This window comes from Microbacterium testaceum (assembly GCF_006539145.1).
GTDB lineage: Bacteria > Actinomycetota > Actinomycetes > Actinomycetales > Microbacteriaceae > Microbacterium > Microbacterium testaceum.
In genome coordinates this window covers 48,185-73,797 of sequence record NZ_BJML01000010.1, presented here as the reverse complement: position 1 = coordinate 73,797, position 25,613 = coordinate 48,185, and the positions used below count along the sequence as shown (strand labels likewise).

General features: G+C 70.8%; 18 protein-coding genes. 7 read left to right on the top strand and 11 right to left on the bottom strand.

All coding sequences use genetic code 11. From position 1 onward, the window contains the following. Positions 1 to 45 precede the first annotated feature (45 nt). From MTE01_RS14045 to MTE01_RS14035, 3 genes are all read right to left on the bottom strand, one after another. On the bottom strand, positions 46 to 1,050 hold the full coding sequence (locus MTE01_RS14045) for a sugar phosphate isomerase/epimerase family protein (RefSeq protein ID WP_103208346.1): 1,005 nt from the start codon (positions 1,048 to 1,050) through the stop codon (positions 46 to 48). Positions 1,051 to 1,088: 38 nt separating this feature from the next. Next, positions 1,089 to 2,279 (bottom strand): Gfo/Idh/MocA family protein, encoded by a 1,191-nt coding sequence (locus MTE01_RS14040; RefSeq protein WP_141378132.1) that lies wholly within the window; start codon positions 2,277 to 2,279, stop codon positions 1,089 to 1,091. 90 nt (positions 2,280 to 2,369) lie between these two features. Beyond that, complete coding sequence (locus MTE01_RS14035; protein WP_103208348.1) at positions 2,370 to 3,419, bottom strand: substrate-binding domain-containing protein; 1,050 nt, start codon at positions 3,417 to 3,419, stop codon at positions 2,370 to 2,372. Between the two features lie 299 nt (positions 3,420 to 3,718). Here MTE01_RS14035 and MTE01_RS14030 point away from each other — a divergent pair, with 299 nt between their 5' ends. From MTE01_RS14030 to MTE01_RS14020, 3 genes are all read left to right on the top strand, one after another. Then, positions 3,719 to 5,194 (top strand): sugar ABC transporter ATP-binding protein, encoded by a 1,476-nt coding sequence (locus MTE01_RS14030; protein WP_103208351.1) that lies wholly within the window; start codon positions 3,719 to 3,721, stop codon positions 5,192 to 5,194. Beyond that, complete coding sequence (locus MTE01_RS14025) at positions 5,191 to 6,240, top strand: ABC transporter permease (protein WP_141378105.1); 1,050 nt, start codon at positions 5,191 to 5,193, stop codon at positions 6,238 to 6,240. Before MTE01_RS14030 ends, MTE01_RS14025 begins: the two co-directional genes overlap by 4 nt. Before the next feature lie 99 nt (positions 6,241 to 6,339). Further along, complete coding sequence (locus tag MTE01_RS14020) at positions 6,340 to 7,521, top strand: ROK family transcriptional regulator (RefSeq protein WP_141378104.1); 1,182 nt, start codon at positions 6,340 to 6,342, stop codon at positions 7,519 to 7,521. 286 nt (positions 7,522 to 7,807) lie between these two features. Here the strand turns inward: MTE01_RS14020 and MTE01_RS14015 are convergent, their stop codons facing one another. The 4 genes from MTE01_RS14015 to MTE01_RS14000 all read right to left on the bottom strand — a co-directional run bounded on the left by MTE01_RS14015 (position 7,808) and on the right by MTE01_RS14000 (position 15,017). After that, on the bottom strand, positions 7,808 to 9,004 hold the full coding sequence (locus tag MTE01_RS14015) for a COG1470 family protein (RefSeq protein ID WP_170210714.1): 1,197 nt from the start codon (positions 9,002 to 9,004) through the stop codon (positions 7,808 to 7,810). Positions 9,005 to 9,079: 75 nt separating this feature from the next. Then, positions 9,080 to 10,351, bottom strand: coding sequence for a hypothetical protein (locus MTE01_RS14010; RefSeq protein WP_141378102.1), 1,272 nt, complete (start codon positions 10,349 to 10,351; stop codon positions 9,080 to 9,082). A gap of 17 nt (positions 10,352 to 10,368) precedes the next feature. After that, a complete protein-coding gene (locus MTE01_RS14005; protein WP_116239702.1) occupies positions 10,369 to 11,349 on the bottom strand; it encodes a sugar phosphate isomerase/epimerase family protein in 981 nt (326 codons plus the stop codon). 134 nt (positions 11,350 to 11,483) lie between these two features. After that, positions 11,484 to 15,017 (bottom strand): PQQ-dependent sugar dehydrogenase, encoded by a 3,534-nt coding sequence (locus MTE01_RS14000; protein WP_141378101.1) that lies wholly within the window; start codon positions 15,015 to 15,017, stop codon positions 11,484 to 11,486. Between the two features lie 417 nt (positions 15,018 to 15,434). Here MTE01_RS14000 and MTE01_RS13995 point away from each other — a divergent pair, with 417 nt between their 5' ends. Then, on the top strand, positions 15,435 to 15,674 hold the full coding sequence (locus MTE01_RS13995; protein ID WP_141378100.1) for a Sec-independent protein translocase subunit TatA: 240 nt from the start codon (positions 15,435 to 15,437) through the stop codon (positions 15,672 to 15,674). Between the two features lie 73 nt (positions 15,675 to 15,747). Here the strand turns inward: MTE01_RS13995 and MTE01_RS13990 are convergent, their stop codons facing one another. Continuing rightward, the gene (locus tag MTE01_RS13990; protein WP_141378099.1) at positions 15,748 to 16,671 is read right to left on the bottom strand and encodes a LysR family transcriptional regulator; all 924 of its coding nucleotides are present in this window, start codon (positions 16,669 to 16,671) and stop codon (positions 15,748 to 15,750) included. Positions 16,672 to 16,742: 71 nt separating this feature from the next. Here MTE01_RS13990 and MTE01_RS13985 point away from each other — a divergent pair, with 71 nt between their 5' ends. Continuing rightward, positions 16,743 to 17,720 carry a DMT family transporter gene (locus MTE01_RS13985; RefSeq protein WP_141378098.1) on the top strand — a complete coding sequence of 326 codons (978 nt, stop codon included), beginning with the start codon at positions 16,743 to 16,745 and terminating at the stop codon, positions 17,718 to 17,720. Here the strand turns inward: MTE01_RS13985 and MTE01_RS13980 are convergent. The 3 genes from MTE01_RS13980 to MTE01_RS13970 are packed head-to-tail and all read right to left on the bottom strand — an operon-like array spanning position 17,668 to position 19,552. After that, positions 17,668 to 17,928: a hypothetical protein gene (locus MTE01_RS13980; RefSeq protein ID WP_103208369.1), complete on the bottom strand. Its 261-nt coding sequence runs from the start codon at positions 17,926 to 17,928 to the stop codon at positions 17,668 to 17,670. The genes MTE01_RS13985 and MTE01_RS13980 overlap by 53 nt on opposite strands. Continuing rightward, complete coding sequence (locus MTE01_RS13975) at positions 17,925 to 18,935, bottom strand: WxL protein peptidoglycan domain-containing protein (protein WP_141378131.1); 1,011 nt, start codon at positions 18,933 to 18,935, stop codon at positions 17,925 to 17,927. The genes MTE01_RS13980 and MTE01_RS13975 overlap by 4 nt, the downstream gene beginning before the upstream one ends. A gap of 8 nt (positions 18,936 to 18,943) precedes the next feature. Beyond that, positions 18,944 to 19,552, bottom strand: coding sequence for a hypothetical protein (locus MTE01_RS13970; RefSeq protein ID WP_103208373.1), 609 nt, complete (start codon positions 19,550 to 19,552; stop codon positions 18,944 to 18,946). 461 nt (positions 19,553 to 20,013) lie between these two features. On the opposite strand from MTE01_RS13970, the gene MTE01_RS13965 reads away from it, so the two are divergent. Continuing rightward, positions 20,014 to 23,361, top strand: coding sequence for a 3-keto-alpha-glucoside-1,2-lyase-like domain-containing protein (locus tag MTE01_RS13965; RefSeq protein ID WP_141378097.1), 3,348 nt, complete (start codon positions 20,014 to 20,016; stop codon positions 23,359 to 23,361). A gap of 72 nt (positions 23,362 to 23,433) precedes the next feature. After that, a complete protein-coding gene (locus MTE01_RS13960) occupies positions 23,434 to 25,587 on the top strand; it encodes an MMPL family transporter (protein WP_170210713.1) in 2,154 nt (717 codons plus the stop codon). Positions 25,588 to 25,613 lie beyond the last annotated feature (26 nt).

Below are 25,613 nucleotides of genomic sequence, written 5' to 3'. Positions count from 1 at the left end.
CATGGCATCCGGCCCCTCGTTTCGCTTCCGACCGATCCCCCCGGGTCAGCGCTGGCTGAACGCCGCGTCGAACGCCGCCCCCGACGGCTCGTACGACGACAGCTTCCGCACGAAGCCGAGCGCCTCGGGCGCTCCGACCAGGCGGTCCATGCCCGCGTCCTCCCACTCGACCGACAGCGGACCGTCGTAGCCGATCGCGTTCAGCATGCGGAACGCGTCTTCCCAGGGCACGTCGCCGTGCCCGGTCGAGATGAAGTCCCACCCGCGGCGCGGGTCGGCCCACGGCAGGTGCGACGACAGGCGTCCGTTGCGGCCGTTGCCGAGACGCTTCTTCGTGTCCTTGCAGTGCACGTGGAAGATCTTGTCCTGGAAGTCCCACAGGAACGCGACCGGGTCGATGTCCTGCCACACCATGTGCGAGGGGTCCCAGTTCAGCCCGAACGCCGCGCGGTGGCCGATGGCTTCGAGCGCGCGCTTCGTCGTCCAGTAGTCGTACGCGATCTCCGAGGGGTGCACCTCGTGGGCGAATCGGACGCCGACCTCGTCGAACACGTCGAGGATCGGGTTCCACCGGTCCGCGAAGTCCTGATAGCCGGCATCCACCATCGCTTCGGTGGCGGGCGGGAACATCGCGACGTACTTCCAGATGCTCGATCCGGTGAAGCCCGTGACCGTTTTCACCCCGAGCTTGGCGGCGAGGCGCGCGGTGTTCTTCAGCTCCTCGGCGGCGCGCTGGCGTACGCCCTCGGGGTCGCCGTCGCCCCACACGCGGTCCGAGACGATGTCGCGGTGTCGCTGGTCGATGGGATCGTCGCAGACCACCTGTCCTTTGAGATGGTTCGAGATGGTCCAGACCTTCAGGCCGTTGCGCTCGAGGACGGCGAGCTTCTCCTGCACGTAGGCCTCGTCGTCCCAGCGCCAGGGGTCGAGGTGGTCTCCCCAGCAGGCGATCTCGAGGCCGTCGTAGCCCCATTCGCCGGCGAGACGGGCCACCTCCTCGAAGGGCAGATCGGCCCACTGGCCGGTGAAGAGAGTGATCGGTCGCGTCATCGCGTCGTCCTTTCGTCGGTGCGGGTGCGGGATCGGGTTCAGGATGCCGCGAACGCGCGGTCCGCGGCACGGGCGGCGGCGAGATCGGCGTCGACCCCGGTCCACACGCCCTCGCTCTCGGAGCTGCGTGCGACGGCGTCGAGGACCTCCTGCACGTGCAGGCCGTCGGCGAACGACGGGGTCGCTGCGGTGCCCGCGGCGACAGCCTCGACGAAGTCCTTCGCCTGGTGCGAGAAGCCGTGCTCGTAGCCGAGCATGTGGCCGGTGGGCCACCACGCCGCGACGTAGGGGTGCTCGGGTTCGGTGACGAGGATTCGACGGAAGCCCTGCTCGGTGGACGGTGCGGTGGCGTCGTAGAACTGCAGTTCGTTCGGGCTCTCGAGGTCGAACGACAGGGAGCCGAGCGAACCCGCGATCTCGATGCGCAGGGCGTTCTTGCGGCCCAGGCGGAAGCGCGAGGCCTCGAACGAGGCGAGGGCGCCGCTCTCGAGGCGGCCGGTGAAGAGGGCGAGGTCGTCGACGGTGACGGATCCGCGCTCGGTGCCCGCCGACCCCGAGAGGCCGGACGAGGAGGCGAGGACGGGACGCTCGGCGACGATCGTCTCGAGGATGCCGGCGACGCGGGTCACCCGCTGCCCGGTCATGAACTCGGTGAGGTCGACGGCGTGGGCGCCGATGTCGCCGAGGGCACCGGAGCCGGCGCGGTCCTTCTGCAGGCGCCACGTGAGCGGGGCCTCGGCGTCGCTCAGCCAGTCCTGCAGGTACTCGGCGCGCACCTGGCGGATGTCGCCGAGGCGCCCGGCGGCGACGAGGTCGCGAGCGAAGGTGGTGGCCGGAAGCCGCCGATAGGTGAAGCCGACCATGGAACGGATGCCGCTGGCGGACGCGGCCGCGGCGGCTTCGGCCATGCGGCGGGCTTCGTCGACGGTGTTGGCGAGGGGCTTCTCGCAGATGACGTGCTTGCCGGCGGCGAGGGCGGCGATGGCGATCTCGGCGTGCGAGTCGCCGGGCGTCACGATGTCGACGACGTCGATGTCGGAGCGGTGGATGACCTCGCGCCAGTCGGTCGCACTCTCGAGCCAGCCCCAGGTGTCGGCGGCCGCCCGTGTGCGGGCGATGTCGCGCCCGACGAGCACGCTCATCTCGGGGGCGAGGGGGAGGTCGAAGAAACGAGGGGCGACGCGCCATCCCTGGGAATGCGCGGCGCCCATGAATCCCGCACCGATCATGGCGATGCGAAGGGGCTGGGTCACGATGAGGTCTTTCTCTGGGGGACGAGGGACGGGGCGCCCGCGATGAACGCGGACGCCCCGGATCGGTCAGGACTGGAACGCGAGGTCGATGAAGGACGCGACGTTGTCCTTCGTCACCACGGGGGCGTCCAACACGATGCGGTTGGGAACGCTGGGCGTGATGAGGTCTCCCGCGGTCTTGCCCTGGGCGATGAGGCGTGCCAGCGCGATACCGTCGGCGGCCTGCGTCGACGGGTAGATGACCGTCGCCTTCAGCACACTGTCGTCGGCCTGGATGGACTCCATCGCGTTCCGGCTGCCCGCGCCGCCCACCATGAGGAACTCGTCGCGACCGGCCGCCGTGATGGCGGCGAGCACGCCGATGCCCTGGTCGTCGTCGTGGTTCCACAGAGCGTCGATCTTCGGGTTGGCCGACAGCAGCTGCGAGGTCGAGGCCTCGCCGCCCTGCACGGTGAAGTCCGCGGCGACGCGCGGCCCGACCTTGAGGCCGCAGTCCGACAGAGCGTCGGCGAAGCCCGCGGAGCGGTCCTGGGTGAGGGGCAGCGAGTCGATGCCCGCGATCTCGCCGACGATGGCGTTGCTGTTGCCCTCGAGCTGCTCGCAGATGTAGGTGCCGGCGCTGACGCCCATGCCGTAGTTGTCGCCGAGGATCGTCGAACGAGCGGCGAAGGGGCTCGAGAACTCGCGGTCGACGTTGATGACCGGGATGCCCGCGTTCATCGCCTTGATCGCGACCTCGGTGAGCGCGGCGCCGTCGCTCGGCAGGAGCACGATGGCGTCCACGCCGTCGTTGATGAACGTCTCGACAGCGGCGATCTGCGCGTTGACGTCGTTCGTGCCCTCGGCGACCTTCAGGTCGACGTCGGGGAAGCTCTCGGCGGCGGCGAGCGCACCGGAGTTGATGGCGCCGAGCCAACCGTGGTCGGCGGCGGGGCCGGAGAAGCCGATGGTGACGGTGTCGCCCGTGGCGGCGTTCTCCTCGGTCGTGGTGCCCTGGCCGACGATGCTGTCGTTGTCGCCGCCCGAACCGGTGCAACCGGCGAGCAGGCCGACCGAGGCGACGACGGCGATGCCGGTCAGGACGAGTCGCGAACGCGACTTCCACTGTGAGCGCATGTTTCCTCCTTGAAATGTGATGCAGCTGGGGTCATCGCGGCCCCGGGTCATTCCGGAAGGAAGGGTCCACTCTGACGCGGCTCACGCTAGCAGAAGTGTCGTCCAGGTGAGCATCTTTTGTTTTCTAATCTGCATAAGTCCGGCCACAACGTCTTTCCGCGGGGAAGTGGATCGCGTGCACGCGGGAGGCCGGCGAGAGCTCGCGGGCCTGATTCGGGTCGCGCGACGACGAGGCGGCGTGTTATGTTCGCCGCGTGATCAAAGTTGACCATCAGTCGTCATTACTCACCGTCCGAGGCGTGACCAAGTCCTTCGCCGGCGTCCGCGCCCTGCGCGGTGTCGATCTCGACATCGTCGCCGGAGAGGTGCACTGCGTGCTGGGCCAGAACGGCGCGGGCAAGTCGACTCTCATCAAGACGCTCGCGGGAGTGCACCGCCCCGACGAGGGCGAGATCGTCTGGCTCGGTGAGAGCGTCGAGATCGCCGACCCCGACGCGGCCATCGAGCTCGGCATCGCGACGATGTACCAGGAACTCGACGTCGTCGACGGCCTCACCATCGCCGAGAACATCTTCCTGGGCCACGAACTCGCCCGCGGCGGCTTCACGCAGCGCGCCGAGGCCGCCCGCCAGACGAAGGAGCTGCTGCGACGCCTCGGCCACGCCACGCTCTCACCGAACACCGAGGTGGGCTCGCTCAGCGCCGCGAACAAGCAGATCGTGAGCATGGCCCGCGCCCTGTCGCACGACATCAAGCTCATCATCATGGACGAGCCCTCGGCCGTGCTCGACACCGAAGAGGTCAAGAACCTCTTCGCGGTCGTGCGCGAACTGACCGCCGCCGGCATCGCCGTGGTCTACATCACGCATCGCCTCGAAGAGATCCGCGAGATCGGCGACCGCATCACCGTCCTGAAAGACGGACGCACCACCGCGGTCGGCCTCTCCGCCGCCGACACCCCCAAGGCGGAGCTCATTCGGCTCATGACCGGGCGCGAGGTCGCCAACGTCTTCCCGGAGCGCGTGCCCGTGGCATCCGATGCTCCGGTCGTGCTCGACGTGCAGGGCCTGGGCCTGGACGGGGTCTTCTCCGACGTGTCGTTCTCGGTGCGCGCCGGCGAGGTCGTGGGGCTGGCGGGACTGGTCGGCTCGGGTCGATCCGAGATCCTCGAGACCGTCTACGGGGCCCGACGCGCGACCGCGGGTACCGTGCGCGTGCGCGAGAAGACACTGTCGCGCGGATCGGTGCGAGCCGCCGTGCACGCCGGCATCGGTCTGTCCCCCGAGGAGCGCAAGAGTCAGGGCCTCGTCCTCGACGAGCCGATCTTCGTCAACATCGCCCTCGCCTCGATGAAGCGCTTCGCCAAGGGCGGCTTCCTCGACGACCGCGCCGCCCGCAAGATCGCCCGGGAGCAGATCGACGCCTTCGAACTGCGTCCCGCCGACCCCGATCGTCCCGCCCGCACCCTGTCCGGCGGCAACCAGCAGAAGATCCTCCTCGCGCGCTGGCTCGTGCACGGCACCGAGGTGCTGCTGCTCGACGAACCCACCCGCGGCGTCGACGTCGGCGCTCGCGCCGAGATCTACGCCCTCATCCGCGATCTCGCCGCCGCGGGCAACGCCGTCGTCGTCGTCTCCAGCGAGATCGAAGAGGTGCTCGGCCTCGCCGACGTCGTCCTCGTCGTCGCCGACGGCCGCATCCTGAGCACCCTCCCCTCCCACCAGATCGACGAGCACGGCGTGCTCGATCTCGTCATGAAAGGATCCGCCGCGTGAGCGAGCAGACCACCCCGACCCGTGCGCGCACGGTCCTCACAGAGACCGGGGCTGTCGCGGCTCCGGCTCCCGCGCCGGCCTGGCGCCGGTTCCTCTCCGGCTCGGCCGGTCGCAACATCGGCCTCGTCGTCGCGCTGCTCGTGATCGTGATCGTCGGCGCCGTCACCGCTCCCGGATCGTTCACCAGCGTCGACAACCTGCTCGTCATCCTCCGCCAGGCCTCGATCATCGGCGTCATCAGCATCGGCATGACCCTCGTGATCATCGCGGGCGGCATCGACCTGTCGGTCGGCTCCGTCATGGGCCTCGCCTCGGTCGTCGCGACCCTCGCCGCGGTCCAGGATCTCGCCGACAACCTGCACTGGAGCGTCATGGTCGTCATCGCGCTCGCGGTGGGGGTCGGTGCGGGCCTCATCAACGGCATCGTCATCGCCTACGGGAACGTCGTGGCGTTCATGGCCACCCTCGCGATGCTCGTTGGTGCCCGAGGCCTGGCCGAGATCCTCGCCGAGCGTCGCACGCTCGTCGTGCAGGACCGCGGCTTCATCACCTTCATGAACGCCGACATCCTCGGCGTCGACATCCTCATCTGGATCTTCGCGATCGTCGCGGCCCTCGGCTGGGTGCTCTTGAACCGCACGACCTTCGGTCGGCGCACCGTGGCCGTCGGCGGCAATCGCGAGGCCGCGCGCCTCGCCGGCATCGACGTGCGCCGCCACACGATGTGGCTCTACGCCATCACGGGTCTGTGCGCGGGAATCGCGGCCGTCATGATCCTCGGCCGCACCACGGCCGGCACGTCCACGCACGGTCAGCTCTACGAGTTGGATGCCATCGCGGCGGTCGTCGTGGGCGGCACGCTGCTCGTCGGCGGCCGGGGCACGATCACCGGTACGGTGTTCGGCGTCCTCATCTTCGCGACGTTGTCGAACGTGTTCATCCAGAACAATCTCTCGTCTTCCGTCCAGGCGGTGGCGAAAGGTGTCATCATCGTGGTCGCGGTGCTCCTGCAGCAGCGCTTCTCCCGTCCCCCGGGACGGGGCTGACGACACTTATGCCGACGGCGGCTGCGTGATTCGCGTAGTCGCCGTCGGCATGTGGATGGAATGCATTGCTACTAATGGTGTACTGAGGGCGTGAAGAGGATGACGACAGATTCCGTGCAGTCGGTCAATGGCGTGAGCCAGTTGTTCCAGCTGCTGCGAGACGGCGTACCGCGTACGCGAGCGGAGTTGGCCAAGTCGACCGGCCTCGCCCGATCGACCGTCGCCGTCCGCGTCGACGAGCTCATGCGGATGGGCCTCATCACCCCCGTCGCCGACGCGGTGTCCACCGGCGGCCGACCCCCGTCGCAGTTCGCCATCAACCCCGCGGCCAAGGTCGTCGTCGCCGTCGACCTCGGTGCGTCGCACGCGACCGTCGCGATCGCCGACCTCACCGGCAAGGTGCTCAGCGAGCGCACCGGCGAGATCGACATCGCCACCGGCCCCGAGCCCGTGTTGACCTGGCTCGTCGAGACGGCGAGCGCACTGCTGACCGAGTCCGGTCGCTCGGCCTCCGACGTCGCCGCGATGGGCATCGGCGTTCCGGGGCCCGTCGAGCACTCCACCGGCCAGCCGGTGAACCCCCCGATCATGCCCGGCTGGGATCGCTTCGACATTCCGGGCTGGATCTACCAGCACATGCCCGTCCCGGTCCTCGTCGACAACGACGTCAACATCATGGCCCTGGGCGAACGCAGCATCGCCTGGCCCGCGGTCGACCACTTCATGTTCGTGAAGGTGGCCACCGGTATCGGCACCGGCATCATCTCCGACGGCCACCTGCAGCGCGGCGCCCAGGGAATCGCCGGCGACATCGGCCACGTCCAGGTCGCGCGCGGCGCCGACATCCCGTGCCAGTGCGGCAATCGCGGGTGCCTCGAGGCCCTGGCATCCGGCCCCGCCATCGCCCGTGCCCTGCGCGCGCAGGGGATCGAGGCCCACACCGGCTCCGACGTGGTCGACCTCGTCAAGCGCGGCAACATCGACGCGATCCAGGCCGTGCGTCAGGCGGGCCGCGACATCGGCGAGGTGCTCACCACCTGCGTGAGCCTCATGAACCCCTCGGTCATCGCCATCGGCGGCTCCATGGCCCGCGTCGGCGAGCACCTCATCGCGGGAGTCCGCGAGGTCGTCTACACCCGCTCCACGCCCCTCGCCACCGAATACCTGTCGATCGTGCAGTCGGTCGCCGCCGAGAAGGCCGCCGTCATCGGCGCGAGCATGCTCGCCGTCGAGCACGCCCTGGCGCCCGAGTCGCTGAACGCCGCGTTCCTGCGCGCCTGACCCGCGCGGGCGGGGCGCCGCGGATCGCGGTGGAGTCCGCTGTCGAGCGCGCCGCGCTCGCCGCGGGTCGCGACGGTCCGTGGGCCGGTGCCCCGTACCCAGCGGCGGAGCGTTCCCCTGACACGTCGGTTCCGGATGCCGGCGACCCGGCGTATCGCGTGGAGTCCGCTGTCGTGCGCGCGGCACGCGGGCCCGCGGCACGAACAACGCCCACCGTGCCGCAGCACGACGGGCGTCGTGGGTCGCTCGCGGCGCGGAGTGTCCCTCTCCACGCCGCGAGCGGGTCTCAGGGCGACCGGCGCGAGGCGCGGGTCGCGGGGCCGACGTCGTCGTTCGATGAACCGGGTTCGGCGACGGCACCCGCGGGCACCGTCTCGCGACCGGCGTCCGCGTCCGCGTCGGCATCCGTCCCCGCGGCATCCGTCCCCGCGGCATCCGCCCGCGCGGCGGCTACCGCGGCGGCGATCTCGCGCGCGTGAGCGGCCCTGCGGCGCCGGGCCGCGACGATGCGCCAGGCGACGAGCAGGACGATGACGGCGAGGATCGCGAGCGCGGTCCACGGCACGGCGGCGGTGGCGGCGGCGCCCTGCGAGACGAGGGGGTCGAGGGTGGAGGGCTCGGCGCCGGCGAGCGTGCGCGAGACCACCTGCGAGGTCGCCGTCACATCGGCCGAGAGCAGCACGAGGGGCACGACCCCGGCGACCTCGACGGTGCGCTCTAGCGAGCTGCCGGGGAGCAGCTCGGGGGCGTCGTCGGCGGCGGTCACGCGCGCCCAGCCGAAGGGACCGCCCAGGGCGACCTCGACGTTCGGGTCGAGGCGGGTGTTGCCGGTGTTGGTCAGGGTGTAGGTGACGGTGGCGGAGCCGGCCTCGGCGGGGTTCGCGGTGCCGTGGTAGTCGACGGCCACCTCGCCCACGGCGAGAGAGGGGGCGAGGTCGCCCTGCACGCGCAGGTGCACGCGCGAGCCGAGACGGCGTTCGGTGACGGTGCCGTTGTCGGCGGTGACGAGCATGGATGCCACGATGCCGGCGGCGTAGTCGCCGGGAGCTGCGTCGGCGGGGACGGCGACGGTGAAGGGCACCTCGGCGCTCGCGCCACTGTCGAGGGTGAGCTCGGACGATTCGATCGAGACCCAGCTGCCGAGGTCGGTGGACTCCGCGCCTCCGGCGAGGATGTCGAGGGCTCCGTCTTCGGTGAGGAAGCCGTCCGCGGCGTAGACGCGCAGGGTGATCGGCTGGGGGCTGCGGTTGGCGACGTACAGGGCGTCGCCGACCGTGCCCCCGGGCAGCAGGTCGTACGCGTAGTTGGGCCGGTCGCGCCCTTGCGCGGTGTCGGCGGGCTTGACGCTCCACGTCACCGTGGTCTCGGCGGAAGGAGCGGCGGCCGCGGAGGCGCCGACGGGGGTTCCCAGCAGCAGCGCGAAGCCGGCGAGGAACGACACAAGAATACGGAGGGAACGGGGGGAGGTCTTCGCCGGGGACATGGGCGTGGCTTTCGTGTGGAAGGGGTCCCGCCGGGGCCGCGTTCTCGGGGAGCGCGACCCCGGCAGGAGGGGGGATCAGCTGAGGGCGGTCAGCGTCACGGTCGCGTTGTAGGTACCGCGGGGGGTCTCGAGCGGGAGCTTGAGATCCAGGTCGGCGCCCACGAGCGAGGAGCCGCGCTCGTGGCCGTCGTTCGCCTGAGCGAGGGTGCGGGCGACCGACAGGCCCTGGCCGCTGTCGAAGCCGGAGGGCACGGGAGCGCCGGCGACGGCACCGCCCTGCGTCTCGAGGACCTCGGGCGTCCAGCCGAGGTACTTGCTCGACACTTCCTGGCCGCCGGCGGTGAAGTTCGACACCTGAGCGGTCAGCGACCACCCGGGGTTGCCGGCCCGCGTGTCCTGCACGCGGATCGGCACGATCTCACCGGAGGCGGCGTAGTGGTCGAGGTTCTCGGTCGCAACCCCCAGGTCGACCAGGCGCGAGGTGCCCTCGATCGACCACGTGAGCTCGCCCGAGCCCTGGTCGGGAACCGTCACCGCGATGGCCTGGTCACCGGCAGGAGGCGCGGTCGGCGCCTCACCCGTGTAGTCGCCCGTGGTCGAACCGGCGCGGACGCCCGCACCGAACGCGGCGGCGGGGGAGTTGCCGTCGAGTGCGAGAGCCCCGTACACCGTGGTGTTCGCCACGCGCAGGTTCGCGGTGTTCCCGGTGAGCGAGAGATTCCCGCCGATCGAGTTGGCGAACGCGTCGGAGCCGCCGTCGGCGGTGGCGCCGATCAGCACGTCGCGCGAGCTGCCGCTCACGGTGACGTCGCCCTTGACGACGGCTCCCGTCATCGACAGACCCCAGCCCGAGCCGTCGACCGACACATCGGCGCCGACCGAGGAGCGCACGACGTCGACGTAGTTCGCCCGCTGGGTGAGAAGCGAGCCCGAGATCGCGCTGTCGACGACCTCCACGTCGATGCCGCCGGCCTCCACCGAGCCCCCGACCTTCAGGTCGTTGACGTAGAGGAAGCCCACCGTGGTGTCGGCGGAGTAGGCGCTGATGTCGCCGGCGACGCTCGTGCCGTCGAGCGAGACGCCGTACGCGTCGGTGGCGACGACGTCTCCGGTGACGGTGACCGAGGTGGCATCCAGCCACCCGCCCGCCTCGACGACGATGTCGCCCTCGACGGTCGCTCCGCCCAGGACGCAGTCCGCTCCGCCGGGGACGATCAGGTTTCCCGAGACGGTCTGGCTGCCCAGGTCGTCGGTGCAGGTGAGGTCGGCCGCGTACGCGGGGACGGCGACGACGCTGCCCCCGATGACGAGGAGTCCGACGGTGGTGAGTTTCGTGATTCTGTTCATCGGTTCTTCCTCGTCGCTCAGCCGCGCAGGGCTGCGATGTTGTCGTAGCTGCGGTCGGCGTTGGCGAGCGAGTCACCGGGGTTGACCGGCACCGTGGAGGCGTTGTCCTGTTCGAACATGCCGAAGCGCTGGCCGCGGTCGCGCAGCTGCGACAGGAACGCCGTGTAATCGATGTTCCCGGCGCCGAACTCGACGATGTCGTACCCGTTGGCGCTGCTCGGGTTGAGCTTGCCGTCCTTCAGATGGAGGATCGGGAAGCGGCGGGGGTCGCGCTTGATGTAGTCGATCGGCTCGAACCCGGGGTACAGGTGCTTCCCGACGTGCGCCCAGTAGACGTCCATCTCGAAGAACACCGTCTCGGGGTTGAGGTTGGCCCAGTACAGGTCGTAGATGCGCTCGTTCGTGTCGGTCGTGAAACCCCATTCCTGCGCGTGGTTGTGCAGGTAGAGCTTGATTCCCGCCGCGCGACCCTTCTCGCCCATCTGGTTCCACGTGCCGATGGCCTGCATCCAGGCGTCCTTGGCGAGGGGTCCGCCGTACCCGCCGGCGATCGGCCCGCCCTGGCCCAGGTGCGGCATGCCCAGCACGTGCGCGATCTCGAGCTGCTGGTCGATGTTGGCCGGGGTGAGGTTGACGTGGGCACCTGTCGCGCGCAGGCCGTTGTCGTCGAGCAGCTGGCGGATCTCCTGCGGGGTGATGGCGCCGACGCCTCCCTGCGTGTAGCCCGCGAACTCGATCTCCGAGTAGCCGATGCGAGCCAGCTCCTCGAACACCGCACGGAAGCCCAGCGAGCTGACCTTGTCTCGGACGGTGTAGAGCTGGATGCCGATGCGGTTGACGGGGACGAGGCGCTTGCCCGCGCTCACCGGGGGAGCGGCCGCCGCGGCGCGGGCGCCGAGAGCGGTGGATGCCGAGGCGGCGGCGGGCATGGCGGCGGCGCCGATGCCGATGGCGACGGACGATGCCGCCAGGGCCTTGAGCAGGGTGCGCCGGCTCATGGGCCGATCCGGCACCGTGGGGTGCGCGTGGTCGTGGTGGTGACTCATGACTCTCCTTCGAGGTGGGTCCGCCCCGGGGCCGGGGACGACCGTGGGGGTGGTGGGGGCCACGGTGCGCGACCCCCACCGGGGTGTTACTTCTTGACGGTCAGGGTCGCGCTGCCGCTGCTCTTCGCGATCCCGGTCGAACCGGTGTAAGAGGCCTGCACCTGGTAGGTGCCCTCCGTGCTGAGCTTGGGCAGGGTCACCTGGACGGTGCCGTCCGTGCCGAGCGTGCCGGTGAGGGTGGTGACGACCGCGTTGTTGCGGCGGATCGTCACCGTGGCGTCACCGGTCGGGACGATGCCCGTCGACGAGGCCACCTGGACCGTGGCGGTGGCGGCCACGGCGGGCTTGACCGGTGTCGGCGAGACGGCGACCGAGGTCGTCGACTTCGCCTGCGAGACCGTGAGGCGACCGATGCCGGCCGATCCCTTGAAGGTCTCGTCGGCCCCGTAGGTGGCCCGCAGGGTGTGCGTGCCGACCGGGAGGTCCGCCGGGAGGGCGACGACGGCGTTGCCGTCGGCGTCCAGCGTCGCGCGACCGAGTTCGGTCTCGCCGACCGTGAGCACGACCTCGCCCGTGGGGGCGCCGCCCTCTCCGCGCACCGACACCGTCACGTCGCCGGGGGCGCCGTAGGTGACGCGCGGGGAGCCGAGCGAGACGAGCGTGCGGGTGTCGACGGTCGGCTCATCGGGAGCGTCGAGGTCGATCGTGAACGAGACCGAACCGAGCTCCGAGACGTTGCCGCCGGTGTCGGTGGCGCGGTAGCGGATGTCGTAGGCGCCGTCCTGGTCGAACGTGACCCCGTACTGCTGGTTCGCCGCGAGGGTCACCCAGGTCGCGCCGTTGTCGCGGGAGTACTCGACGCTCGCGAGCGTGCCGTTGTCGGCGGCCTGCACCGAGAAGCGGACCGGTTCGTTGAACACGCCGCCGACACCCGTGGGGGTGGCGGGGGCCAGCGTGTGCGCGACCGTCGGGGGTGTGACGTCTCCGACGCCGTCGCCGACCATCGTCAGCGCATCGACGGCGAGTTCGTCGGCCGAGGTGACGTAGAGCGCTCCGGTGCCCTCGGGGGCGCCGAGGGCGATCTCGACGTCCTGCCAGCCGTTCCCCGCGGGGATGGTGGCGGTCGCGAAGGGCTCGGCGTCGGCCGCTCCCCAGCGCAGTTGCACCTCTCCCGCACCGCTCGCGCGGACCACGGCGCCGTCGATCCCGGCGAAGTTCACCGGGTCGAAGGCGAGGAAGTCGCCCGCTCCGAGGCCGCGGACGGCGTTTCCGCCCGAGGCGCCGGCGTCGGCGTACGTGGTGACGCCCTCGCGACGGATCGCGTGCTCGGCCTGCTGCAGCTTGGGGTTCAGGCGAACGGTCGCCTCGCCCGTGGCCGCCGGCAGTCCGTTGGCGCCCGCGTCGGTGTAGGTGACCACGACCGCGCCGTAGAGCAGGGCGCCGGGGCCGTGCTCGGGCGAGTTCGGGTCGGTGCGGAAGACGCCGGTGCAGCCCGTGCCCGAGACCTCGGGGTGGGCGTGCTCGTCGTGGCCGAGACCGTAGGTCCACGTCACGCGCGAGCAGTCCGTGGCGTCGCCGTCCTCGGCATCCGTCGTCGTCACCTGGAAGGGGATCGCCTGACCCCAGTCGAAGAACGCGCCGTTGCCGGGGAAGGCCACGGTCACCTCGGGGGCCTGGTTGCCCACCGAGATGGTGCGCGAGGTCAGGCCGAAGCGTCCACCCGGGTCGGACACGCGCAGGCGAGCGCTGTAGTTGCCCAGCTCGGTGTACGTGTACGACGCGGTGACGCCGGTGGCGTCGTAGTCCCCGTCGCCGTCGAAGTCCCACTCGTAGGTGAGTGTGTCTCCGTCGGGGTCGGTCGAGGTCGACGCGTCGAACTCGACGGTCAGGGGCGCCTGCGACGACGAGGTGGGGGTCGCTATGAAGCGGGCCTGGGGCGACTTGTTCCCGGCGACGTAGTCGATGCGGTACAGACCGGCATCGGGGTTCGCGCGGAAGAAGCCGTCGCCGTAGTCGAGCACGTACATCGAGCCGTCGGGCCCGATCTCCATGTCCATGGGGTTGTCGTGCGGCGGCTGACCGAGGGTGCTCAGAGCGGCGTTGGGCAGGAAGTCCTCGATCGCGCTGACCTCGAAGGTGTCCCAGTCGAGCGTGAACGCGGCGATGTAGTCCTGCGAGAACTCGCCCATGAACGCCTTGCGGTCCCAGTGCTGGGGGAGCTTCGTGGGCGAGGGGTTGTTCTCGTCGTAGTGGTAGACGGGGCCGCCCATGGGCCCCTGGCCGTTACCGGCTCCGAAGTTCACCAGCTCGTCCCACGGCTGGTCGCCGGGGTTGTCGCCGTACCAGAGGGTCGCGGGCTGCGCGGGGGGAAGATCGGTGAGACCGGTGTTCCACCGCGACTCGTTCTTGAGGTTGTCCGGGTCGAAGAACGCACCCGGCGTCGCCGTGGCGAAGTCCCAGTCGTTGTACGCCTGGTTGTCGGCGTGCACGTAGGGCCAGCCGGCGTTCTGCGGCTCGTCGAGGCTGATGGCGTTCCACTCCACCAGGCCCATGGGGCCGCGGCCCGCGGTCTCGGCGACGGCCTTCGTCGCGTCGGGGCCGTAGTCGCCCCACGACAGCGAGTTGGTCTCGATGTCGACCTCGATGCGGAAGGGGTTGCGCACGCCCATCACGAAGATCTCGGGGCGGGTGAGCTCGGTTCCGGGGGCGAAGAGGTTGCCCTCGGGGATCGTGTACGAGCCGTCGTCCTCGACGTGGATGCGCAGGATCTTGCCGCGCAGGTCGTTGGTGTTGCCGGCGCCGCGGCGCGAGTCGAAGCCGGGGTTGTAACCGGGGGCGTCGTTGTTGGGCGCGAAGCCGTTGGCTCCCGGGGTGGATGCCGGAGTGTTGTCGCCCGTGCTCAGGTAGAGGTTGCCGTCGCCGTCGAAGCCGATGTCGGCACCGACGTGGCAGCACTGCCCGCGCTGGACCTCGACGTCGAGGACGACCTGCTCGCTCGCGAGGTCGAGGGCGTCTCCGTTCCACTGGAAGCGGGCGAGACGGTTCACGCCGACCCACTGGTCCCAGTACGACTCGTCGGCGCCCGCGGGGAGCGTGTTGGGGGAGTTGCCCGCCGGGGTGTCGGCCACGCCGTCGCCGTCCGCGTCGCGCGGGGAGTACACGAGGTACACCCAGTTGTTCTCGGCGAAGTTCGGGTCGAGGGCGACCGTCTGCAGGCCGTCCTCGGAGTTGGCGTAGACGTCGAGCGTGTTGGTGACCCGCGTGACACCGGTCGCCGGGTCGGTCAGGCGCACGTCGCCGTTGCGGGCGGTGTGCAGCACGCGCTTGTCGGGCAGGACCGCGAGGTCGATGGGCTCGCCCACGTCCTTGGTCAGCAGCACGCGCTCGTAGTTGCTCCAGTCCAGAGTGCCGCCGTTCTCGCCGGTGTCGCCGGGGTCGGGGGTGCCGGGGTCGGTGGGGTCGCCGTGGTCGCCCCCGGGGTCGGTCGTGCCGTGGTCGTGCCCGTCGTGCGCGAAGGCGGGGACGGGCGCTGCGGCGATGGCGCCCAGGCCCAGCGCGGTGGCCGCGAGGACCGCCGTCAACCGGGACCGGACGACCGGATGCCGAGAAGTAGAGTTCATCGTGAAACAGCTCCTGTGAATGCGTTCGAGTTGTTTTCACCGGGTCGCCACTCAGTCGGTCTCAACGGCTGGTCGTGGCGGCCCGGGCTCTTCATGCGGTGGCGGTCGGCCACACGCGGTGCGTGCTCCTTACTCTTCGTCGAGTGGGAGGGGTCGCCGATCATCGCCTCTCAGGGCGGTTCGCGCGGCGAGCCTCGGGGGGATGAGGCGTCCTGCGGTGCGGGACGTCGCTCGTCGTCATCTTGACGGATGTTTTTCCATAGGTCAATCAAAAGATGCGTAATGTGCACACAACAAAAGAACGGCTAACGCGAGTCTTGTGGTCTGCCTTCGTCGCGGGCTAGCATCGCCGAACGGTGCGACGAGCGCCGATCCCCCACCCGTCGGCAGAGCGGCCGACACGGCCGAGGAGGCCCCATGCTCCATGGACTGACCGGATGGCATCTGCTGATCGTTCTCGCGGTGATCGTCCTCTTGTTCGGCGCGGCCAAGCTGCCGGCCCTCGCCCAGAGTGTCGGCAGATCGGCCCGGCTGTTCAAGGGCGAGCTGAAGGCGATGAAGGACGACGACGAGGTTCCGCTCGACCCCGGGGTCGCGCCGGCGCACCCCGCCCCCCGGCCCGCAGCAGCCGTCGCGGATCCGCCGCCGACGCGCTGAGCGCTCCGGGACGCGGGGGTTCCCGTCGCCGCGCCGCCGTGAAGCCGCCCGACGTCGCGCCGCGCCCCGCGGGTCAGTCGGAGTCGGCGCCTGCGACGCGTGCCGACGCCCGCGCCGACACGGTACGCAGCGCCGAGAGCACGCGCCGCACCGCGGCGTAGGCCAGTGCGTCGGGTCGCGCCAGCGCGTCCACGTGGCGGACCAGGGCGACATCGGCGAGCGGTCGCAGCACCAGTCCATCGACGGCGAGGGGTGTCGTCGTGGTGCGCGGCATGACGGCGATCGCCGCCCCGGCGCGCACGACCTCGGCCGTCACCGAGAACTCGTTGATGCGGTGGGCGACCTCGAGAGGGCGCCCCACGTGGGCGGCGAGATGATCGAGCACCCCGGCGAGCGGGAATCCGGGGTGCACCGACACCCACCTCTCGGCGACGAGGTCGGTCGCGCGCAGCTCGTCGCGTCGGGCCAGCGGGTGGTCGGCCGGCAGGGCGATGTCGAGCGGCTCCTCGAGCAGCGGCACCGTGACCACGCGGTCCACGGGCCACGGTTCGTCGTGCGCGAGGCGGTGTGCCACGACGATGTCGTGGTCGGCCGTCAGTCCCGGAAAGTCGCGGTGTGCCACATCGGCGTCGGCGAGGCGCAGCGGTGGCGTGCCGTCGAGCTCGCGCAGGAGATTCCCGAAGAGCGCGAGAGCGGCACTGTGGAAGGCCGAGACGCGCACCGGGCGGTCGCTCGTGTCGAGGAAGGCGCCCACGGCCTCTCGGGCCGAGACCAGGGCCTCGTCGACCCGCGTCCCGGCGGCGGCGAGGGCCTGGCCGGCGGGTGTGAGGGCGAGGGTGCGCCCGCGCCGGGTGGTCAGCGGAACGGGTACGTGCGCCTGGAGCGCCGAGAGCTGCTGCGACACCGCCGACGCCGAGACGTGCAGCGACTCCGCCACGGCCGCCACGCTTCCCCGGTCGCGGAGTTCGCGCAGCAGGCGCAAGTGGGCCACATCCATAAGGGAGAACTTACGTCACAGTGAAGAAAGTGCCCGTTGATCTTCTGTCTGCAGCCAGCGACGGTAGGCGTATGGCCCGCCGCGTCCCCGAAATCGTCGTCGACCTCCTCCTCGTCGCGGTCGCCGCGGTCTGGGGTGCCAGCTTCCTCGCCGCGAAGGAGCTGGTGGCCGAGACCGGCGTCGCCTCCGGCGTGGCGCTGCGCTTCGTCGTGGCCGCGATCGCCCTCGGCATCCTGTGCCTGATGAGACGGGAACGGATGCCGCGGGGGCGCGGCCTCGCGATCGCCGCTCTGCTCGGCTGCTCGCAGGCGGCGATCATCGGGCTCGAGACCGCGGGCGTGCACCTCACCTCGGCGACCAACGCCGGGCTCCTCATCAGTCTCGCCCTCGTCTTCACCCCGGTGCTGGAGAGCGTCGCCGCGCGCTCGTGGCTCCCGCGGACGTACTTCGTCGCGGCCGTGGCTGCGGTGGTCGGCGTGGCCCTGCTCGTCTCAGAGGGCGGCCTCCGTACCCCCAACCTGGGCGACGCTCTCGTCATCGCCGCGGCGGTCGTCCGCGCCGTGCACGTCACCGCGAGCGGGCACCTCACCCGCGGCCGACACGACAGCACCCTCGCCGTCGTCTTCGTCCAACTGGTCGTGTGCGCCCTGGCCTCGTCGGCCGTGGCCGGCGCCGACCTGCCGCGTGCGGCCGCGGGGCTCTCGGCATCCGGATGGGTCGACGTGCTCTTCCTCGGACTGCTGTGCTCGGTCTTCGCGTTCGTGGTGCAGTTGTGGGCGGTGCGGCGCACCTCGGCGACCCGCGCGAGCATCCTCATGGGTACCGAGCCCGTGTGGGCGCTCGCCGTGGGTGTCGCCATCGGCGGCGAGGCGGTCGGCGCGCCCGGGATGATCGGCGCCGTGCTCATCATCGCCGCGTCGTACGCGGGGCAGGCGATCGAACGCCGACACCGCCGCTCGCGTGACGAAGCGAGCGGCGGCGCCGGCGACGAGCCGGTCAGTTCCGGTCGGGCCTCGGTCGCCGCCATCGCGCCCACACCGTCGCCGTGAGTCCCGCGGCCACGAGCGCCGCGGCGAGCAGGATCGAGGCGATGTCGCCACCGGTCATGGCGAGCCCGCCGCCCGGGGATCCCGGGCCCGCGCCGGGCGGCGGGGAGCAGTCCACGGTGCAGGTGGCCGTCGGCTGAGGGGTGATCTCGACGGTCACGCCGACGCCGTCGTCGGCGACGGCGGCGCTCAGGAACACGACGTCGCTCATGAGAGCGTCACCGCCTCGCGCCGACCCTCTTCGCGCGCCTGCGCCACGAGGTCGTCGAGGCGGCGTCGCGAGCGACGGCGACCCGAGGCGACGGCCGCGACGATGAGGGCGACCCCGATCGCCGCCGCGAGGTGCAGCCACGGCACCGCCCAGACGGTGACGCTGTGCGTCACGGGGGTCGCGGTGAGTGTCGCGTCGGGCACCGCGGCATCCACCGTCACGTCCTTCGCAAGCAGGAAGGTCGGCCACGCGGGCTGCGCCTCGGTGTGCACCTGACGCGATTCCCCGGGGAGCAGCACGCCGCGTTCCCCGGTGGCCCCATCGATCACGTCGGTCACGACGAGGGCGGTGTTGCCGGTGTTCTCGGCGGTGTACGAGTACGCCAGCGACCCCGGTGCGAAGAGGTTCCACGACGGCGTGTACTCCGCGCGGACCTCGCCGACGCCCACCGCGGGTGCGAGCTCGCCCGTCACCCGGGTCGAGACGCGGAAGCCGACCCGGCTGTCGACGCCCACCTTCGTGCCGTCGTTCCCCGCGGAAGTGGATCGAACCGAAGCCGAGACCCCGGCCGCGTGATCGCCCGGGGTGGCGTTGTTCGGAACCGCGATTTCGAACGCGACGATCCGCGTCTCGTTGGGGGCGAGGGTGACCGACGGTTCGACGGCGATCCAGGTGCCCGCGTCGACCGAGGTGCGGTCGGCGGGGAGCATCGTGAAGCGCCCGGTCTCGGTGTAGTAGCCGTCCGCCGCGGTGAGGGCGAAGGTCGCCTCGCGCTCGCTGAAGTTCTTGACCGCGAGGTGCTCGGTCGTCCGCTGACCCGGATCGAGTTCGACCTGCATGACGCGACGGCCGTCCGCCCCCTCCGCTGAGGCCGGGGTCACCGACCAGGTGACCGCCGCGTCGGCGGCGTCGTCCGCCGTGGCGGGAGGCGCCGAGACGAGTGCGGCCGCGACCCCGAAGAGCACCGCCAGGGTGGCGGATCCTCCTCGCGCGACCGTCGTCCTCATCGTGACGCTCACCCCTCGAGGAGGGTCAGGGTGATGGTGGCCGAGTAGGAGCCGGGTGCGACCGTGGCCGGGGTCTGCAGCAACAGGCCCGCCGAGGCCGAATACGACCCGCCCGCGGCGGCGGCGGAGGTGTCGGCGTTGGCGAGCAGTTCGGCGTCGACGAAGCCGCCGATGCCCGGGTCGACGTCGTCACCGGGCGCCACGAGGCTGCTGTCGCCCGCGACGATGGTGGGGTACCAGCCGAAGCTGTCGGCCGACGAGATCGCGGGCTGACCTGCGGTGCCGGTGAAGTCGCTGATGGCGCCCATGACGTACCAGTACGCCTCGGGGTCGACGTTCTCGGCCAGGCGGGTGTCGGTGACGGTGACCGTCGGCAGGGTGCCGGTGAAGGTGCGGTCGGTTCCCGACGGCTCTCCCTCCGTGAGGGCGGTGGCCTCACCGGCGACGGTCAGGGCGAGCACTCCGGGCTCGGCCGCCGGGGCGATCTCGACCTGCACGTCGACGGTGTCCTCGTCGGCCGCGAACGCACTGCCGCTACCCGCGGCGGCCAGGATGCCGACGCCGAGGGCTGCGACTCCGATGCGGGCCGACAGGCCGCGACGGGAGGTGGGGGACATGGGTGCTCCGTTCTTCCACCGCGAGGGGTGGAGTCGTCGGCGGGCGCCGGCGGGTGGTCGGGACGACCGGCGTCCAGCCGATCGGTGAACGTGGGATGCCGTCGTTTCGAGCGGGCGCGGCGGACTCGGGGGAGCCTCGTGGCGGCGCTGTCACGGGTCGGTTCTGCGGGTTCGTTGCGACAGTAGTGCGGCTTCCGCGGGTCGTCAAGCAAAAGTTGCACGGTGCTCGGACTGCTTCTCGTTCGCTCTTTTATTGCCCTCATCGGGAAATTTGGTACGTCTCGCGGGCGCTACTGTCTTCGGTGGGCCGTGCGTGGGCCAGATTTCAGCAGTTCTTCACGCAAATTAGTCAGGTTTTGTAGACGTATCGACAAAAGACTCCTACAGTGACCACGGTCGAGGGCGACCTGTGCGGTCCGAGCGGACGCCGTCACCCCCGCCGCTGATCCGAAGGAGCAATGATGCCCGTACCCGCTGTCTTGTCCGGCCCCCGCTGGCGCAGCACCCGCGTCGCGAGAACCCTCGCGGCCGGTCTCCTGGGCGGAGCACTGGTGGCCACAGGAGCGATCCTGCCCGCCGGTGCCGCCGTCGCCCCCGCCGTCAATACGCCGGCGGACCTGCCCAAACAAGAACCGGGGGTGACGCTTCGCACGTACTCCACCCCGCCCCTCACCGAGCTCTGCACGCTCAAGTCGGGCCAGACCCCCAACGTCGACAAGCTCATGTCGACCATCGACTGGAGCACCGACGAGCAGTTCGGCGCGGGCGACAACTTCATCACGCACGCCCTGGCCAATCTGACCATCAGCACCCCCGGTCAGTACGTCTTCCGCCTGACGAGCGACGACGGTTCACGCCTCACGCTCGACGGCACGCAGCTGATCGACAACGACGGCCTCCACGGAGCGGAATCCGTCGAGGGCACCGTCACGCTCGACGTGGGCGTGCACGACCTCTTCGTCGAGATGTTCGAGGCCACCAACGGCCAGCAACTCACCGTCGAATGGAAGGTCCCGGGCTCCTCGAGCTTCACCGTCATCCCCAACAGCGTGCTCAGCACCGAGGCGGGTGTCGTCCGCGTGACCGCCCCCGGGACGAAGTACTGCGAGGGCAGCACCGACTCCGCCGGAGACGGTCTGCGCCTGGATGCCGTGAACCCCGACTACACGCTCGTGAACCTGCGCCCCGAGGGCTTCACCCCGAAGGTCTCGGGTCTGGCCTTCCTCGGCAACGGCGACCTCGCCGTGCTGACCACCGGTTCGGTCAACTCCGGCGGGTGGGACACCTCCACCCCCGGCAAGGTCTTCGTGCTCAAGGGCGCCCAGGCGGCCGACGGCCCCGAGGACGTCACCGTCGTCGAGGCGGCCGGCGGTCTGCTCAACCCCATGGGCATCGATGTCATCGACGACAAGATCTACGTCTCCGAGCGCTACCAGCTCACCGAGCTCAGCGACACGAACGGCGACGGCTCGTACGAGACGAAGCGCAAGGTCGCGGAGTACCCCTCGGGCAACAACTTCCACGAGTTCGCCTTCGGCCTGATCCACGACGAGGACAACTTCTACGTCAACCTCTCGGTGGCGATCGACAACGGCGGGGCCACCACCAACCCGCAGCCCGCGAAGAACCGCGGCACCTCAGTGAAGATCGACCGGGCCACCGGAGCGATCAGCTACGTCGCCGGGGGTCTCCGCACGCCCAACGGCGTGGCCTTCGGCCCCGAGAACGAACTGTTCGCGATGGACAACCAGGGTGCCTGGCTGCCCGCGAACAAGCTCGTCAACATCAAGCAGGACCGGTTCTTCAACCACTACACGAACCCCGCCGGGCCCTTCGACGCCAACCCGGTGACCCCGCCGGTGGTGTGGATCCCGCAGAACGAGATCGGCAACTCGCCGAGCACGCCCATCATGCTGAAGGACGGCCCCTTCGCCGGCCAGATGATGTTCGGCGACGTCACCTACGGCGGCCTGCAGCGCGCCTTCCTCGAAAAGGTCGACGGCGAGTTCCAGGGGGCGGTGTTCCGCCACTCCGCGGGCTTCGAGGTCGGCGTGAACCGCGTCATCGAGGGCCCCGACAAGTCGCTCTACATCGGCGGCACGGGTGAGGGCGGCAACTGGGGCGAGGCGGGCAAGCTCACCTACGGCCTGCAGAAGCTCGTCCCGAAGACCACGCAGAACACGTTCGACATGACCTCGATGAAGGTCGTCGAGGGCGGTTTCGAGATCGAGTACACCCAGCCCCTGTCCGACGAGACGGTGGCGAACCTCGCCACGGCATACCGCGCCGAGCAGTGGCGCTACCTGCCGACCTCCACCTACGGCGGTCCCAAGGTCGACGAAGAGATCCTTTCGCTGACGAGCGCCACGGCATCCGCCGACCGCAAGACGGTCACAGTGACCTTCGACGGTCTCAAGCAGGGCCGCGTCGTGCACCTGCGCTCCCCGCAGCCCTTCGCCGCCGCCAGTGGCGACAAGCTGTGGAGCACCGAGGCCTGGTACACGCTCAACTCCCTGCCGGGCTACGTCTCGCCGGCCGACCAGGGCTGGTACGAGGCCGAAGAGGCCCGCCTGATCGGCGGTGCCAAGTTCGACGTGGAGCACAGCGGCTACTCGGGTGCCGGTTTCGCCGGTGGCCTGTGGCAGGCCGGTTCCGCGTTCGAGTTCACGGTGAACGCCGAAGCCGCGGGCACCGTTCCGGTCAACGTGCGCTACTCCAACGGGCCGAACCCCGCGCCCGGCACCAAGGATGTGAACCTGTACGTCAACGGCCAGAACCTCGGCAAGTGGGACTTCCCCTCGACCGGTGACTGGAAGACCTGGGCCACGATCACGCGTGACATGCCGCTGGTCGCCGGGGCGAACACGATCGCGCTGAAGTACGAGTCGGGCAACAAGGGCAACATCAACGTCGACGTCCTCTCGATCGGCACCGCCGACATCTGCGCTCCGGCGCAGGTCGAGGACGGGTACCGCTCGCTGTTCGACGGCACTCTCGAGAGCCTGAACGCCGGCTGGCGCATGGCGGGCCCCGGGGGCTTCGGTCGACAGAACGACTGCAGCATCCGCGGCGAGGGGGGAATGGGTCTGCTCTGGCACAAGGCGCAGGAGTTGAACGAGTACAGCCTCAAGCTGGACTGGAAGCTCATCGCCGATCACAACGGCGGCGTCTTCGTCGGCTTCCCCGACCCGCAGAACGACCCGTGGGTCGCGGTCAACCAGGGCTATGAGATCCAGATCGACGCCACCGACGCCGCCGACCGCACCACCGGTGCGATCTACACCTTCCAGGGTGCGGATGCCGCGGCGGTCGAGGCTGCGCTCAAGCCCGTCGGCTCGTGGAACGCGTACGAGATCGTCGTGAAGGGGCAGACCATCAAGATCTACCTCAACGGCACGCTGGTGAACGACTTCACCAGCACCGATCCGGCGCGTGACCTCTCGCAGGGCTTCATCGGCCTGCAGAACCACGGCGGGGGCGAAGCGGTGTCGTACCGCAACGTTCGGGTCAAGGACATCGACGAGCCGGCACCCCTCGCGGTGACGGCCTCCGCCGAGGTCCGTTGCATGGCGAAGAAGGCGACGCTGACGGTGCGCGCGACCAACACCGACACGGTGCCGGTCGACGTGACCCTCACGACGGCGTGGGGCGAGCGGGTCATCCCCGCCGTCCAGCCCGGGGCGACGGTGTTCCACACCTTCACCACCCGTGCCGTCTCGGTCCCCGCCGGCGAAGCGACGGTGTCGGCGACCGGCGACGGTCGCACCGGAGAGGCCACGGCCTCGTACGCGGCCAAGAGCTGCGGCTGATCCCCCCGGCGCCCCCGGCGGCGGACTCGCGTCCGTCGCCGGGGGCGCTCCCTCATGTCCCAGAGGTTCCCCATGCTGTTCTCCCTCGGTCGCCGCGTCAGCCGGCATCGCCTGTTCGTCCTCCTCGTGTGGGCAGTGCTGGTCGTCGGCGGTGGTGCCCTCGCCGGCGACGCCTTCGACCGCACGGTCTCGGTCGCCGACGCTCCCGCCGGGAGCGAGTCACTGCGCGCGAGCGACCGCCTCGATGCCCTCGACCCCGAGGGCGAGATCGTCACCGCCGTCCTCCGCGGGGAGGACTTCTTCTCCCCGACGCTGCGCGACAGCGCGACCGCGGCGATGTCGTCCATCCGCTCCCTGCCCGGGGTCGCCGAGGTCACCGACGCCTACACGGCCGGCGGGGCGATCGGCGACGACGGACGCTCGTCGCTGGTCGTCGTCGAACTGGCCGTCGGCCTCAGCGGCGACGAGGCCGTCGCCACGGCATCCGCCGTCTCCGGCCTGCTGCACGGGATCGACGCTCCCGAGGTGCTCGTCGGTGGCCCTCTGCTGGCCGAAGAGGCCTTCGTCGACCGCGCCACCGCCGACGCCGCCCTCGGTGAGGGCGCCGCGATCCTCGTCCTCGTCGTGCTGCTCACCCTCGCGCTCGGGTCGCTGCGCATCGCGATGATCCCCGTGGTCGCCGCCCTCGCGGCGATCGCCCCGACGCTGGCGGCCCTGGGCCTGCTCGCCCGCGTCGTCGACGTCAACGAGTTCGCGGTCAACGTCGTCACGATCCTGGGTCTCGGCCTCGCGGTCGACTACAGCCTCCTGGTGGTGCTGCGCCTCCGCGAGGAGCGCACCGCCGACCCCACCGTCCCCCTCGACGAGCTGATCGCCCGCACCGTCGCCGGCGCCGGTCGCGCGGTGCTCGTGTCGGGTCTCGCCGTGACGGTGGCCCTCGTCGGCATCCTGGCGCTCGGCGACCCGCTGTTGTCGGGCATGGCGCTCGGCGGAGCCGTGGTCGTCGTCATCTCGACCCTCGCGGGCCTCACCCTCGTTCCCGCCACGCTCTCGCTCCTGCACCGCGCCCTCCCCTCCGCCGAAGCGCGCACCTGGGCTCGCCCCTGGGCCGGTCGCGCCGCGCGCGAGGGCGTGCTCGTTCGTTCCACGCGCTTCGCGCAACGGCGCCCGGGCGTCGCCGCCGTCGCCGCCGCGGCTCTGCTGATGCTGTTCGCCGCTCCCGTGGCATCCCTCGCCCTCGACGACTCCGACATCCGTTCTCTCCCCGCGGCCGCGGAGGAGCGCCGGGCGTACGAGGCGACGACGACCGGCTTCACCGGGATCGGGATCGAGCCCGTCACGGTCGTCCTCGATGGAACGATCCGGGATGCCGCGGTCACCGGCGTCCTCGATCGGATCGCCGCCCTGCCCGAGGTCGCCGACGCCGACGTGGTCCAGGGCCTGCCGCCCGAGGTCACCGCGGTCGCCTTCACGCCCACCGGCGACAGTGCGACGGGGCCGGCGGCGCAGAGCCTCGTGCACGCGGTGCGCGGTCTGGACTCCCCGGTGCCGCTCGAGGTCACGGGTCCCGCCGCTTCGCTCATCGACACGCGCGACCACCTGGCCTCGCGCCTGCCGTGGGCGCTCTTCATCGTCGCCGCGGCCAGCTTCGCGCTGCTGTTCGCCCTCACCCGCTCCGTCGTCGTGCCGGCGAAAGCGCTCGTGCTCGCCGGCCTCACCGTGGCCTCGACCCTGGGCGTGCTGACCGCCGTCTTCGGGTGGGGCTGGGGCGCGCCCCTGCTCGGGTTCGAGCCGACGGGCACGCTCGATGTCACCACCCCGCTGCTCATCGGACTCCTCGCCTTCGGCCTGACCATGGACTACGAGGTGTTCCTGCTCGCCCGCATCACCGAACGCTGGCGCGCGCGCGACCTCTTCGCCGACCCGCGGTCCGCGAACGCCGAGGCCGTGCGCCACGGCATCGCCCGCACGGGTCCGGTGGTGACGCTGGCCGCCGTGGCCATCTGCATCGTCTTCCTCGGCTTCGCGTTCGGCGAGCTCGTGGCGATGAAAGAGATCGGGGTGGGGATGGTCGTGGCCGTGATCCTCGACGTCACGGTCGTGCGCGGGCTCCTTCTACCCGCTCTGATGACGCTCCTCGGCCGCGCGAACTGGTGGCCGGGCGCGCGCTCGGTCCCCCTCGTGATGCCCGAGGGCCTCCCGAGCCTCGAGACCGCCTCCCGCTGACGCCTCGGCGCCGAGCGGCACCGTCT

What these genes read in the sequence shown, in the direction of transcription:
- MTE01_RS14045 (WP_103208346.1), bottom strand. Translation starts at nt 1,050, where the DNA reads ATGACGCGACCGATCACTCTCTTCACCGGCCAGTGGGCCGATCTGCCC.
- MTE01_RS14040 (WP_141378132.1), bottom strand. Translation starts at nt 2,279, where the DNA reads ATGATCGGTGCGGGATTCATGGGCGCCGCGCATTCCCAGGGATGGCGC.
- MTE01_RS14035 (WP_103208348.1), bottom strand. Translation starts at nt 3,419, where the DNA reads ATGCGCTCACAGTGGAAGTCGCGTTCGCGACTCGTCCTGACCGGCATC.
- MTE01_RS14020 (WP_141378104.1), top strand. Translation starts at nt 6,340, where the DNA reads ATGACGACAGATTCCGTGCAGTCGGTCAATGGCGTGAGCCAGTTGTTC.
- MTE01_RS14015 (WP_170210714.1), bottom strand. Translation starts at nt 9,004, where the DNA reads ATGTCCCCGGCGAAGACCTCCCCCCGTTCCCTCCGTATTCTTGTGTCG.
- MTE01_RS14010 (WP_141378102.1), bottom strand. Translation starts at nt 10,351, where the DNA reads ATGAACAGAATCACGAAACTCACCACCGTCGGACTCCTCGTCATCGGG.
- MTE01_RS14005 (WP_116239702.1), bottom strand. Translation starts at nt 11,349, where the DNA reads ATGAGCCGGCGCACCCTGCTCAAGGCCCTGGCGGCATCGTCCGTCGCC.
- MTE01_RS14000 (WP_141378101.1), bottom strand. Translation starts at nt 15,017, where the DNA reads ATGAACTCTACTTCTCGGCATCCGGTCGTCCGGTCCCGGTTGACGGCG.
- MTE01_RS13995 (WP_141378100.1), top strand. Translation starts at nt 15,435, where the DNA reads ATGCTCCATGGACTGACCGGATGGCATCTGCTGATCGTTCTCGCGGTG.
- MTE01_RS13990 (WP_141378099.1), bottom strand. Translation starts at nt 16,671, where the DNA reads ATGGATGTGGCCCACTTGCGCCTGCTGCGCGAACTCCGCGACCGGGGA.
- MTE01_RS13985 (WP_141378098.1), top strand. Translation starts at nt 16,743, where the DNA reads ATGGCCCGCCGCGTCCCCGAAATCGTCGTCGACCTCCTCCTCGTCGCG.
- MTE01_RS13980 (WP_103208369.1), bottom strand. Translation starts at nt 17,928, where the DNA reads ATGAGCGACGTCGTGTTCCTGAGCGCCGCCGTCGCCGACGACGGCGTC.
- MTE01_RS13975 (WP_141378131.1), bottom strand. Translation starts at nt 18,935, where the DNA reads ATGAGGACGACGGTCGCGCGAGGAGGATCCGCCACCCTGGCGGTGCTC.
- MTE01_RS13970 (WP_103208373.1), bottom strand. Translation starts at nt 19,552, where the DNA reads ATGTCCCCCACCTCCCGTCGCGGCCTGTCGGCCCGCATCGGAGTCGCA.
- MTE01_RS13965 (WP_141378097.1), top strand. Translation starts at nt 20,014, where the DNA reads ATGCCCGTACCCGCTGTCTTGTCCGGCCCCCGCTGGCGCAGCACCCGC.
- MTE01_RS13960 (WP_170210713.1), top strand. Translation starts at nt 23,434, where the DNA reads ATGCTGTTCTCCCTCGGTCGCCGCGTCAGCCGGCATCGCCTGTTCGTC.